Raw genomic sequence first — 12,921 nt, 5'->3', positions numbered from 1 at the left:
TAGGTAAAAATTAATTTATTTTAGTGAAATTCTTGTTACCCAATTATCATAGTCTTGAGAACGACCTTCTGTTATTTCTATAAGTTTACTTTTTAATTTATTCATTATTGGTCTTTCAACATTTAATTCAGTTGATTCAATTTTTTTAACTGGTGTAATTTTGGCTGCTGTCCCAGTTAGAAAAACTTCATCTGCTATTAATAATTCTGTTTTATCAACAGGCCTCTCAATTACATTTATTCCAAATGATTTTGCTAATTCAATTACACTAGCTCTAGTAATACCCTCAAGGATATCTTGATCAACACCAGGAGTGATTAAGTCTCCATTCCTTACAATAAATAAATTCATACCACTAGCTTCGCTTACCTTACCACTTGAATTTAATAGTAGGGCTTCATCAAAACCCGATAAACTAGCTTCTGTTTTAGCTAATGAACTAGTAATATATGCTCCACTTATTTTTCCTCTTAAGGGGAGAGATCTATCTTCTTGTCTTGTCCAACTACTCATTCTACAAGAAACACCATCTGGGGATAAATAATCTCCTAGTTCAATACAATAAATAAAGAAATCTGTTTCAATATTGTGTAGCCTTGGAGCTATACCTAAATCGCTTGTATAAACAAATGGTCTTATATAGATAGGTTTTTCTGGCTTGTTTCTTTTTATAACTTCTTCTAAGGCTTTAAAAATATATTCTTCAGAAATTTCAGTTAAGAGTAATTTTGCACTTTGAGATAATCTTTTTATATGTTTATCAGTTCTAAACAAAAGGAATTCTTCTTTGTTTGTTGGGTTAGGTATCGCTCGCATTCCTCCAAATGCAGCAGTACCGTAATGTAGTGCATGAGTAGCTATTGATATTTTTGCTTCTTTAAATTGAATACATTTACCTTCGAACCAGGCGTATGGAAGAAATTCATGCATATTTAATTTATTTAATTAAGGTAAACTTGTTTTATCCTACTTACGTATTCTAAACCTTATTTATATATAAAAATGCACAGGATATCAAATATAGCAGGAAATGAAAAGAATAAGAATGATTTAATTGAGCAACCAGCTGCAGATTTTATTTTTATAACAAGTGTCAAGGCAGATTTAAACCTTATATCAAACTTATTGATAGAAAAAGAATTTGCTTCATTAAAAAATAATATAAGAGCTTTAGAAATTTCTAATTTAAATTCCTCAGCTCAAATAGATAATTATTTATTAAAAACAATTAATTATGCAAAAGTTGTCGTACTTAGAATATTTGGAGATAAAGGTACATGGAACTATGGAATTGAACAACTTTTAAATTGGCAATCAGTTAATAAAAAAAGGAAGTTAGTAATCCTATCAGGTACCATTGATCAGGAAATTTCCTTATGTGAAATAAGTAGTATAGATAAAAATATTGCATTAAATATTTCTAGATTACTAAGATCTGGAGGACTGGATAATTATAGAAAGTTTCTTAATTGTTTAAATTATTTAGTTGTAGATGAAAAATTAATTCCTGATGAGTTTTTGAATATTACTTTTTACGCAGATCCCTATTTATATGATTGGAAAAATGAAAAAGGCGAAAAGATAGGAATAATATCCTATAAATCACTTTTTTTAGCTAATGAAATTGAAGTAAACGAAAAACTTAACTTGCAATTAAGAAAATGCGGTCTATCTCCTAAAACATTTTTTATTTCAACACTAAAAGATCATATTATTCAGAAGAAATTAATAGACATTTTTAAAAAAGAAGATATTAAACTAATAATTACCACAACTTCATTTTCTTCATCTCAAATCAAAAATAATGATTTAATTGAAAATTCAACAAATATTTTTACTTCTCTTAAAATTCCAATTTTACAGCTTCTTTCTTCTAATAGATCAAGAAAAAAGTGGTTGAATTCATCTATTGGAATGAATTCATCTGATTTATTAATGCAAATAATTATTCCTGAATTTGATGGAAGAATTACTACCTCTCCTTCAGCATTTAAAGAAATAATTTCTATGAAAAATACACTATATAGTGAAATAACTAGTTACAAAGCTGATCAAGTAGGTATTCAATGGATTTCAAAATTAGCAACAAATTATGTGAAACTTCAGAAACTTAATAATTTTGATAAAAGAATTTGTTTAGTAATTAGTAATTATCCAGTAAAGAATGGAAGAATCGGAAATGGCGTTGGTCTAAATACACCATCTTCAATAATAAATATTCTTAATTGGTTAAAAGAAGAAGGTTATGACCTTGGATCTTGTAATTATCCTCAAGATTCTTCGGAATTAATGTCAATGCTTATAAAAACTAGAACTAATGATATTGAATCTCAAAATAATAAACCATTAGATTACTTACCACTTAGTGAATATTTAAAATATTGGAATTATTTAGAAATTGATCCCAAAAATATTATTGTTAGTCGTTGGGGTAAACCATCTGATGCGATCGATCTAGATAATAAAGGCTTCTCAATAAATGGTATTAGATTCGGAAAAATAACATTATTGATTCAACCTCAACGAGGTTATGACGCTTTCACTGATAGAGATATTCATTCTCCCGATCTTCCACCTCCCCATAGATATTTAGCACAATATTTTTGGATTGAAAAAGTATTTAATGCAAATGCTATGTGCCATATTGGTAAACATGGGACTGTTGAATGGTTACCTGGTAAATCTATAGGTCTCAGCAATAAATGTTTTCCAAATATTATTTGTCCAGCTATACCAAACATATATCCCTTTATCGTAAATGATCCTGGAGAAGGATCCCAAGCTAAAAGAAGAACTGCTGCAACAATTATTGATCATTTAACCCCTCCTTTGGATAGGTCAGAATTATATGGAAAATATTCAATATTAGAAAATTATTTAGACGAATATTTTGAAGCAAAATTATTAAATTCTAATCGGATTGAAATAATAGAAAATTCCATTTTTGAATTAATTAAAAAAGATTTTAGCGAAATTACTTTAAAGAATAAAAATAATCAAATAGAAGAAATTGATTCCTTTCTTTGCAAAATTAAAGAATCTCAAATTAGGACAGGCTTGCATATTTTTGGTAATAGGCAGAATGACATTAATGAAATAAATTTATTCTTGTGTATTGCTAGAGTACCAAATGCCAACCGAATTGGTGTTATTCAATATATAGCAAAACATTTACAACTAGATTTGAATCCTTGGACAAATCAATATGATCAAATGTTAAGTGAAAAGGATAAAAAAATATTATTGACTTTTTCCAACAAAAACATTTTAAACTTTAGAATTGCTATTGATTTTTTGGAACAACAAGCAAAGTATTTAATATATTTGTTTTTTTACAAAAAGAATATCAATATAAAAAATTTAGAAAAATATAAAAATCAGAAAATAATAGACTATTTCTTTAATGAAAAAAAACATTATAAGTATTTTTTATTATTAAAAAAAGAGATTCTTATTCCAATCATTAATTCTTCATATAATGAGAAATTATCATTTATTAATTCATTAAATGGAAAATATGTAAAAAGTGGTCCATCTGGAGCCCCTACGAGAGGTAAAACTGAAACTTTACCCACTGGTAAAAATTTCTTTTCAGTTGATTCGAGAGGACTGCCAACTGAATCAGCATGGAGTGTTGGTTGTCAGTCTGCTTCACAAATACTTGATTTATACAAACAAGATAATGGAGAAGATTTAAAAAATTTAGCAATATCTGTATGGGCAACATCCACAATGAGAAATGGTGGTGAAGACATTTGTCAAATACTATATTTATTAGGAGTACAGCCTATTTGGGATGGGCCTTCAAGAAGAGTAGTTGATCTAGAAATCATTCCTTTATCTGTTCTCGAAAGACCAAGGGTTGATGTTACTTTAAGGATTTCGGGAATGTTTAGAGATGCATTTCCACAGTTAGTTAAATTAACTTCTAAAGCAATAAATCTTGTTTCTAATCTTAATGAGGATGATAAATTTAACCCTCTTGCTGGGGCATCAAGGGATGGTGATTCAATTAATCGTATATTTGGGTCAGCGCCAGGTTCATATGGAGCTGGTCTGCAAGAACTAATTTCAAATTCTAATTGGGAAAATATTGATGATTTTGGAGAATCTTTTCTTAATTGGAGTAAGTGGATTTACACTGATAATCTTGAACCTATAGAGGATAAAAAATCATTAGAAAATGCTCTTAAAAATGTGCAGTTAGTTGTTCATAACCAAGATAATAAGGAACATGATATTTTAGATTCTGATGATTATTATCAGTTTCAGGGTGGATTATCTTCAGCAGTAAAAAAATTGAGCGGTAAATTACCTGAAATGTATCATGGTGATTTATCAAAATTTGGATTATCTAAAATTTCAAAATTACAAGATGAAATTAATAATGTTGTTATATCAAGAATACTTAACCCTAAATGGATAAATGGAATGAAAGATAATGGTTATAAAGGAGCGTTTGAATTTTCAGCTACACTAGATTACTTATATGCTTTTGATGCTTCTACTGAAGTAGTTTCAGATTGGTGTTATGAGGAAGTTTATAAATCATGGTTATGTGATCTGGATCTTAGGAATTTCTTTCTAGAGAATAATCCATGGGCTTTAAGAGATATTGCACAAAGATTTCTTGAAATTGTCAATAGAAAAATGTGGAATAATTGTTCATCAGATGTCATTGAAAATTTAAAGAACATAATTATTAATACTGATTCAATAATTGAAAAAAACGAATTCTGAATTATCTACCTAATAGCGAAAGTCCATGACTATCTGTTCCGCATGTTTTTAGCATTGAATATCTATCTGCTAATTTATCTATTTCTGAACATACAAATAAACTAGGATTCCAAACTTCATTAAGTTCATAATCGTACCAAACCTCTATTCCATCAATACCTTGTAATTTGGCCTCTGGAATTAATTTATAAAAGGGAATCCTGTATCTAGCTGGATGTGCAAGAAATGATAAACCACCAGCTAAATTTATTGCTTTAATAACTGATTTAATATTTAAATCATTACCTATTGGAGACTCTCCAAGGATGTAAGGATTTAGGTATTTACTTTTTATATCTATCCCCAATCCAATTACATGTACTAAACATCCTAAAATCAAACAATTAATTTCTATTCCCGAAATTAATGTAAAAGAATCTTTAGGATAATTTTTGAGTATATTATTTTTTTTTATATATTCATGAGCTTTAATTGTATGATGATCGGTTATGGATAAAAATTTCAGGTTATTTTTATAAGCTTGTTCTAAAAGTTCATATGGTTCTAGACTTCCATCACTAAATTTTGTATGACAGTGAAAATTAATATTTTTAGGACAACTATTTTTATTAATATTGGAAGTTAATTTTACTAACTCTTCCCTATTCATTACTTAATGAATTTTCATTTTTCTTTCTAATCTTTGCATATAATTGTATTGAAGCCAACATGAAAATAATTAGTCCAACTACGCTCCATGTAGCAACACTAGTTGGAAAATTATTTTTAAAAATAACTAAAAGTACAATTATAAATAATAATAAAGTAGGCAATTCATTTAATAATCTAAGGTTTTTTGCTGAAATCGTTGAAGTACCATTTTGTAATGAATACATTATTTTATAACAATAAGAATGATAAATTACTAATGCTAAAACAAAAGATATTTTAATTTGCAACCACTTCTCACTTAACCAACTTGGTTGCATAATAACCATGCAAATAGCCATACTTAAGGCTAATATCATCCCAGGTGTTGTGATTATATTCGCCAGCCTTTTTTCCATCAAGGTGTATTGTTTATTAAAGGCAATTTTTAATTCATTATCCATATTTTTAGATTCTTCATGATATATAAAAAGTCTTACTAAATAAAAAAGTCCCGCAAACCAAACGATTACACCAATAATGTGAAGTGATTTAAACCAGAGATATGCTTCAGCTGCCAAATTACTAGATTAATTTAAAAATATATATTTTTAATATAGTTAAATTTAACAATATCAAGAAATCTATTTTTCAAAAATTAATTAATATTTATAACTCGTTAAAATATTCATATATATCATTTACTGAATTTTTTCCAAGTCCTTTAACTTTTGATAAATCATCTTTACTAGCTATTCTTATCGCGTCTATTGATTTAAAATGCTCAAGCAATTCTCTTATTCTTGATGGTCCTAATCCACTGATTTGGGACAATTGAGATCTATTCATTCTCTTAGATCTTTTGTCTCTATGAAAAGATAATGCAAATCTATGTGCTTCATCTCTTACCCTTCTTAATAGAAGAACTCCTTTTTGATTTTCATCAGTATCAAGAGATTTAGTAAATCCTGGAATAAATATTTCTTCATTTTTTTTGGCTAATGAACATATAGTTACTTCTTCCTCAAGATTTAATTCTTTTAATGCTTTAATAGCTGCATTTAACTGTCCTTTTCCTCCATCAATCATTATTAAATCAGGCCAATCTGATAGAAGTTCATTGTCTAATTTACTATTAGTTTTATCATTTAATATTGAAAAATCCCCTCCACTTTTTTTAAATATTGACCATTTTTTAAACCTTCTATGTATTACTTCATATATCGAAGCAAAATCATCACTATGTCCTACAAAAACGTTTGGATCTTTAATTTTATATTTCCTATAATGCTGTTTAGAAGGAATTCCATCAATAAAAACAACTTGTGATGCTACAGGATCACTACCTTGAATATGGCTTATATCATAACCTTCAATTCTTTTAGGTTGTTCGCTTAATTCAAGTATTTGGGCAAGATCCTCAATTGATGATTCATTATCTTGTATCCCATTTAATATTCTATCTAATTCCAATTTCGCATTTTTTAAAACCATTTCTACAGTTTCATGTTTTTTATTTCTTTTTGGGATTAAGATTTTTACTTTCTTTTTTCTTAGCTCCGTTAACCAATCCTCTATGGTGGCTTGTTTAGGAAGGTTATATTGAATAAGAATTTCTGATGGTATTTCTACAGCTTCAACATTCATATAATGCTCTTCTAATATCTTTTGTAAAATAAGATTTTCATCTTCATTATTTAATTTTTGACTATAGCCAATTCTCCCAATGAGCTTACCAGATCTCATTTGAAAAATTTGTATACTAGCTACTTTTTTTTCTGAAACTATTCCAAAGATATCTCTATTAATTGAAGAATCTGGTATTGATATTTTTTGTGATTCAGTTAATAATTTTAAACCTGAAATTTGGTCCCTTATTTTTGCTGCATTCTCATAATCTAAATCATTTGAAAATTGCAGCATTTTTTTTTGTAAAAATATTTCTAAGTCATCATTTCTTCCTTGAAATATCATAGATACTTGTTTCATAATTTTTTTATAATCGTCAGATGATATAACTTCTTGGCAAACACCTGGACATCTTCCTATTGAATAATTCAAACAAGTTCTATCTTTATAGACTGGCCTTGGTCTTTGTCTAAGTGGAAATATTTTTTTTATCGTAAATAATGTTCTCCTTAGTAATCCGACATCAACATAAGGTCCATAATATCTATCTAAATTATTTCTATTTCTTCTTCTTCTTGTAATAAATATTCGAGGATATTTTTCACTCCAAGTTATACAAAGATAAGGATATTTCTTATCATCCTTTAAAAGAATATTAAAGTATGGTTTGTTTGTTTTAATTAAATTTGACTCTAAATTTAATGCTTCATATTCGCTATCTGTAACTATTATTTCTATTTCAGTTATTTGACGAACCATCAAACTTAATCGGGGAGTTAAATCTGAATAATTATTGAAATAACTACTTACTCTACTGCGTAGTTTTTTAGATTTACCGATATAAAGTAAGTTATTATCAATATCTTTAAAAAGATAACAACCAGATGACTTTGGAATTTCGGATAATCTTGATTTTAATAACTCCTTATTATTAATTAATTTATATTCAATTTTTAAATTATATTTGTTATCTATTTTTTCGATAAAGGAATTACTCATTTATAATGATTAACCTCCATAATTCCAGCCAGTTGAAGATAAATTTAGTGAGTCAACATCATTATTCAGATAAGCAGATTGAACATCTCCTACAAAAACGGTATGGTCTCCATGCATAACACTTCCAACAACATTACATTCAACTCCACCAACACTATCAACTAAAATAGGCAATCCAAGCTCACCTAAATTAAATTCAACAGATTCAAATCTACCTCCTAATGCTTTTTGAGGTTTAAAGAAAACAGCTGCTAGATCCTTTTGATCACTTTTGAGCACATTTAATGAGAACTTATTGGTTGACTTTATTATTTCATGACTAGAACCCTCTGCTCTAACAGCCATTACAACTAATGGTGGGGTGAAGGAACCTTGAGTCACCCAACTTGCAGTAAATCCATTCACTTCATTTTTATCCTCGTCTCTAACGCCACAAATAAATAATCCGTGAGGTATTTTTCTTAATAAGATTTTTTTTGCTTCTAGATTTAATGTCATAATTGATTTATCTAATAATCTTATTTTAACTAAATTTCTTATTGGATCATAATAAATTCATGAAAATTCTTTATCCAGGTACATTTGACCCTTTAACAAATGGGCATCTTGATTTAATAGAAAGGGCTGAAAAAATATTTGGCAATCTAGTAGTTGCTGTTTTAGAAAATACTTCTAAAACACCCACATTTAATCTTGAAAGAAGAATAATACAAATAAAAAATTCTCTTTCTCATTTATCTAATATTGAAGTTATCTCTTATTCTGGTCTAACTGTTGATTGTGCAAATGATCTAAAAGCTAATCTTATTCTTAGAGGATTAAGAGCAATGAGTGATTTTGAATACGAACTTCAGATTGCTCATACAAATAAATCTCTTAATAATGATATTGAAACTATATTTTTATCGACAAATACAAATTATAGTTTTCTTAGTAGTTCATTAGTAAAGGAAGTTGCAAAATTTGGTGGTGAAATTAATCACATGGTACCCCCCTCTGTTGAGAGGGATTTAAAAGAATATTTTAAATAATATTTTTTTAACAAGATTTCAAGTAATAAAGATCACGTAATAATTTAAAAGCTTTTTCTTTATCAATTTTATTAGAATTTTGGATAATGCTTAAAATCATTGGCTTTTCACTTTTATATAAATATCCAGATAATGCAAAGACATTTGAAAGAGTCCCAGTTTTGCCAAAAAACTTTCCAGACAATTCACTATTTACAAATCTTTTAGCTAATGTTCCTCTCACTCCCGAAATTGAAAGTGTAGATTGATAAGCTTTGAAATCATGAAAATATCTCATTTTATTTAAAAACAATACAACTAACCTTGTTGTAATTTTATTTTTTCGAGACAATCCACTAGCATCTGCAAAGTATGCATTATTTGCTGGGAGGCCTTTGTTTTCAAGCCATCTTTTCAATTTTATATAGTTATTATCGTTCCATGTATTTGAGGCATTTTTAAAGAGAGATTCAGCCGTAAAATTATGGCTTTCAGAATTTGTTAGAGTTAATAATGAAAGAATTGGAGTTGAATATATTTTATTTATCTCTTTAATATTTTTTAAATAAAAAGTTTTTTCTGAATCAAAAAAATCTATATATATATCTGAATTTGGAAATTTATTTTTTAAATAATTTTTAATAAAATTTTTTAATGCATAAATATCATTATATTTATTGTGATTACTTTCTATTGCAAGAGATGTAATTGGAGATCCATATTCGTAAAGTTTATCAGTATTTGTCCAACCATTAGGCCAATATAATTTTGAATCAATTTCTACAATATTAAAGTTAATAATTTTATTTTCTTTAACATTTGAAATTAGTTCGATTATATGTTCATAATTAAGATCTGGATCACCTTGACCGTGTAAATAATAATCGTTTTTATTTTTAAATAAGGAAGTTTTTAAATTATTATTTAATTTATATTTACTTAAAACATAAGCTGATGAGAATAATTTTTGGTTAGATGCTGGCAACCTTGGAACATCCTCATTGTAGGAACTTATTATTTCCCCTTTATTATTAATAATTGATACACTAAAAGAATCATCAAGTGTTTGATTCAATAAAGCATCATAAGTAGGACATATTTTGTTTTTAGTAATTATTCCTGGGAAATTAAAATAAATATTATTTAAAATAGTTATTTTCTGATTTGCTAGTAAATATCTTATTAAGAAAGGAGATGTTACTAATACAAGAACAATTAGGAAGAAAGAATATATTTTTTTTATCACATTCAATCTATAAATTTACAAAAATAGATTCATTGTCGGGTTTAATTTCAAATTCTTTTTTAAAAAAATATCTTTTATTTTCTTCTTTGAAAAGTAACCAGTTATTTGGATAAATATGCATAAGAGCAGCTTTATTTAAAGGTTGCAGAAAATAAATATTTTTCCATGTTTTGACAAAGTTTTTACGTCGCTCTCTAATAACACTTCCTATACCTATATTGGCATCTTCAAATTTTGGATTTAATGAATAATGCGTGCCTTGATAATTATCAGACATTGGTTCAAATGAATCGAAATCATATGGCTGAGGTAGTATCGATATCATTGCACTATCAATATTATTTATATTATTTGATTCATTAAATGATTTAAAAGTAAAGATTTTATCTTTGATATCTGGATAGTCTCTTTGAGCCAAAGCCACAGCACCTTGATCAGCAAATGTTATGAATACATTATTATTTCTGGACAATATCTTGTAGATAGTTATTCCAATTCTGTTAAACTTCAATCCTTCAAAATTAAATTCTATAGTAAATCTTTTATTTGAATCTAATAAACTTGGAATAATTGCATCCTCCATATTCTTAAGAGATTCATTTAAATCTTTAGGTAGTCTGTAATTGGATTCCATTAAAATTTGTCAATACATATTTGAATAAGTTCTAAAAATTTATCTATTTCTGACTTATTGTTTATTGAACCTAAAGTAACACGAATATTTGAATATAGTTCATCATCTTTTAAACCAATATTTTTAAGTGTTGAGCTAGGTTTCCCAGATGAGCTTGAACATGCACTTCCACTACTTATGGCTATTTTATTTTCTGACATGAAATTAACAACCTTATAGGCCCTTATAGGCTCAAATAGTTTATTTAATAGTAGAAACGAAATATGACTGGGAAGTCTATGGTTAATACTACCCGTAATCTGTATATGATTATTATCTTTAATTTTTTGAAAAAAATAATTTTTAAGTTTATTAATATTATTAGAAGGAAATTCAGTTATGTAATCATATAATTTTATTTTTCCTTTAATATTCTTTAATGATTCATACATTCCAGCGATTAATGGCAAAGCTTGTGTACCTTGTCTAATTGAAAATTCCTGAGTAAGTGATATGTCATTATTTTTTAAAATTTTTCTAGACTTTTCTTTTGTTAAAAGAATACCGATCCCTTTTGGACCTCCAAATTTATGAGCAGATAAACTTAAAAAATCACATTTAAGATCTTTCCAACTGAATATTCCATTACTTAATATTTGAGTTCCATCTAAATGAAACATTATATTTAATTCTTCACATTTGGAACCAATAAATTGGACAGGTTGTACTGTCCCAATTTCACTTTGTCCCCAAATAATTGATACAAGCTTAGTATCATTATTTAAAATTTTTTCGATATTAGAAATATTTAAAATTCCATCATTATTTACCGTCCATTCGTAAATATCCCAATTTTGTTTTCTTAGTTTATTAGCACAAATAGTTGTTGCTTGATGTTCAACATTTGAAATAACAACCCTACCATTATTAAAGTTCTCATAAATATTATTAAATACAATATTTGTCGATTCCGAAGAACCAGATGTAAAAATTATATCCTCTGGATTTGCTTCAAATATATAACCAATTTTAGATCTAATTTTTTCAAGATATGTAGAGCATTTTATCCCTAGCTCATATTTAGATGAAGGGTTATGCCAATAATCCCTGTATGTTGAATTAATTATATTTAAAACATTCTCAGATAATGGAGTTGTGGATGCATTATCTAAATAGATAAAATTATTTTCCATTAATTTACTAATATTGATCCTGAGAAAACCTTTTTAGCATTACCGGTCATCATGACTTCACAATCGTCTTTTGACCAATCAATTTTAAGATTACCTCCTGGTAAGGTAACTATGGTTTGTGAATTACAAAGGCCTAATTTATAAGCTGCTACATGGATAGCACAGGCACCTGTTCCACAAGCTAAGGTTGGTCCTGCACCCCTTTCCCATACTTTTACTTTGATATTATCTCTATTTAAAATTTGACAAAAATGCACATTAGTTTTTTCAGGAAATAATTCATTTTTTTCAAATATAGGACCAAGTCTGGAAAGAACAATTGACTCTATTTCTTTTATAAAGAATATTAAATGAGGATTTCCCATTCCTACGGCATAACCCATATTATTAAAATCTTTCTCAATAAATTCGTGTGAAGGAATTGAATTTATTTTTTTTTCAATTGTTGTTGGTATATTTTGACATTCTAATATTGGAACTCCCATTTTTACTGTAATTTCATCATTTAAATATTTAGCAATTTTTAAACCTGCTTTAGTCTCAATTTTATATTCTATATTTTTATTATTTATTGAATCATTTACGTGGAGATACTCAACTAAACACCTGATTCCGTTTCCACACATTTGTGCTTCAGAACCATCAGAATTAAAAATTACCATTTTTGCATAATTATCTTCATTAGGTTCTTCTATAAAAATCACACCATCTGCTCCAATACCAAATTGCCTGTTGCAAATTTTTCTTATATCAAATATTTTATTTGTCTTGTAATTTTTATATAATTCATTTCCTCTAGAATCTATTATTACGAAATCATTTCCGTTACCTTGATATTTTTCAAAAGTTATATTTTTCATTTGT

The 12,921-nt window shown here is 27.4% G+C and carries 11 protein-coding genes; 2 read left to right on the top strand and 9 right to left on the bottom strand.

What is annotated here, in order from left to right; all coding sequences use genetic code 11:
* Nucleotides 1-15: 15 nt before the first annotated feature.
* Entirely contained in the window at nucleotides 16-930 is a 915-nt protein-coding gene (locus tag HA145_RS04845) for a branched-chain amino acid transaminase (RefSeq protein ID WP_209128102.1), read from the bottom strand.
* A gap of 72 nt (nucleotides 931-1,002) precedes the next feature.
* On the opposite strand from HA145_RS04845, the gene cobN reads away from it, so the two are divergent.
* Nucleotides 1,003-4,740, top strand: coding sequence for a cobaltochelatase subunit CobN (gene cobN / locus HA145_RS04840; protein WP_209128101.1), 3,738 nt, complete (start codon nucleotides 1,003-1,005; stop codon nucleotides 4,738-4,740).
* 1 nt (nucleotide 4,741) lies between these two features.
* Here the strand turns inward: cobN and HA145_RS04835 are convergent, their stop codons facing one another.
* The 4 genes from HA145_RS04835 to HA145_RS04820 form a co-directional block, all read right to left on the bottom strand.
* Nucleotides 4,742-5,389, bottom strand: coding sequence for a PHP domain-containing protein (locus HA145_RS04835; protein ID WP_209128100.1), 648 nt, complete (start codon nucleotides 5,387-5,389; stop codon nucleotides 4,742-4,744).
* Nucleotides 5,382-5,948: a protoporphyrinogen oxidase HemJ gene (hemJ, locus tag HA145_RS04830; protein ID WP_209128099.1), complete on the bottom strand. Its 567-nt coding sequence runs from the start codon at nucleotides 5,946-5,948 to the stop codon at nucleotides 5,382-5,384. The genes HA145_RS04835 and hemJ overlap by 8 nt, the downstream gene beginning before the upstream one ends.
* Nucleotides 5,949-6,036: 88 nt before the next feature.
* Nucleotides 6,037-7,995, bottom strand: coding sequence for an excinuclease ABC subunit UvrC (gene uvrC / locus HA145_RS04825; RefSeq protein ID WP_209128098.1), 1,959 nt, complete (start codon nucleotides 7,993-7,995; stop codon nucleotides 6,037-6,039).
* 9 nt (nucleotides 7,996-8,004) lie between these two features.
* Nucleotides 8,005-8,493, bottom strand: a complete 489-nt coding sequence (locus HA145_RS04820) for a flavin reductase family protein (protein ID WP_209128097.1) — start codon at nucleotides 8,491-8,493, stop codon at nucleotides 8,005-8,007.
* 59 nt (nucleotides 8,494-8,552) lie between these two features.
* Here HA145_RS04820 and coaD point away from each other — a divergent pair, with 59 nt between their 5' ends.
* Nucleotides 8,553-9,026, top strand: a complete 474-nt coding sequence (gene coaD / locus HA145_RS04815) for a pantetheine-phosphate adenylyltransferase (RefSeq protein WP_209128096.1) — start codon at nucleotides 8,553-8,555, stop codon at nucleotides 9,024-9,026.
* 7 nt (nucleotides 9,027-9,033) lie between these two features.
* Here the strand turns inward: coaD and HA145_RS04810 are convergent, their stop codons facing one another.
* Genes HA145_RS04810 through dapF form a run of 4 tightly spaced genes read right to left on the bottom strand, consistent with a single transcriptional unit; the run spans nucleotide 9,034 to nucleotide 12,917 of the window.
* On the bottom strand, nucleotides 9,034-10,251 hold the full coding sequence (locus HA145_RS04810) for a D-alanyl-D-alanine carboxypeptidase (protein ID WP_209128095.1): 1,218 nt from the start codon (nucleotides 10,249-10,251) through the stop codon (nucleotides 9,034-9,036).
* Nucleotides 10,252-10,258: 7 nt separating this feature from the next.
* Nucleotides 10,259-10,885, bottom strand: a complete 627-nt coding sequence (locus HA145_RS04805; RefSeq protein ID WP_209128094.1) for a DUF1995 family protein — start codon at nucleotides 10,883-10,885, stop codon at nucleotides 10,259-10,261.
* Entirely contained in the window at nucleotides 10,885-12,057 is a 1,173-nt protein-coding gene (locus HA145_RS04800) for a cysteine desulfurase family protein (RefSeq protein ID WP_209128093.1), read from the bottom strand. The genes HA145_RS04805 and HA145_RS04800 overlap by 1 nt, the downstream gene beginning before the upstream one ends.
* A complete protein-coding gene (gene dapF, locus HA145_RS04795; RefSeq protein WP_209128092.1) occupies nucleotides 12,057-12,917 on the bottom strand; it encodes a diaminopimelate epimerase in 861 nt (286 codons plus the stop codon). Before dapF ends, HA145_RS04800 begins: the two co-directional genes overlap by 1 nt.
* Between the last annotated feature and the right edge of the window lie 4 nt (nucleotides 12,918-12,921).

The sequence above is a fragment of the Prochlorococcus marinus XMU1411 genome (genome assembly GCF_017696075.1).
Classification (GTDB): Bacteria; Cyanobacteriota; Cyanobacteriia; order PCC-6307; family Cyanobiaceae; genus Prochlorococcus_A; species Prochlorococcus_A marinus_V.
Note: the sequence above shows the minus strand (reverse complement) of the source record. Positions and strands in the feature narration are given on the sequence as shown.

What these genes read in the sequence shown, in the direction of transcription:
- uvrC (WP_209128098.1), bottom strand. Translation starts at nt 7,995, where the DNA reads ATGAGTAATTCCTTTATCGAAAAAATAGATAACAAATATAATTTAAAA.
- cobN (WP_209128101.1), top strand. Translation starts at nt 1,003, where the DNA reads ATGCACAGGATATCAAATATAGCAGGAAATGAAAAGAATAAGAATGAT.
- dapF (WP_209128092.1), bottom strand. Translation starts at nt 12,917, where the DNA reads ATGAAAAATATAACTTTTGAAAAATATCAAGGTAACGGAAATGATTTC.
- HA145_RS04835 (WP_209128100.1), bottom strand. Translation starts at nt 5,389, where the DNA reads ATGAATAGGGAAGAGTTAGTAAAATTAACTTCCAATATTAATAAAAAT.
- HA145_RS04820 (WP_209128097.1), bottom strand. Translation starts at nt 8,493, where the DNA reads ATGACATTAAATCTAGAAGCAAAAAAAATCTTATTAAGAAAAATACCT.
- coaD (WP_209128096.1), top strand. Translation starts at nt 8,553, where the DNA reads ATGAAAATTCTTTATCCAGGTACATTTGACCCTTTAACAAATGGGCAT.
- HA145_RS04805 (WP_209128094.1), bottom strand. Translation starts at nt 10,885, where the DNA reads ATGGAATCCAATTACAGACTACCTAAAGATTTAAATGAATCTCTTAAG.
- HA145_RS04845 (WP_209128102.1), bottom strand. Translation starts at nt 930, where the DNA reads ATGCATGAATTTCTTCCATACGCCTGGTTCGAAGGTAAATGTATTCAA.
- HA145_RS04800 (WP_209128093.1), bottom strand. Translation starts at nt 12,057, where the DNA reads ATGGAAAATAATTTTATCTATTTAGATAATGCATCCACAACTCCATTA.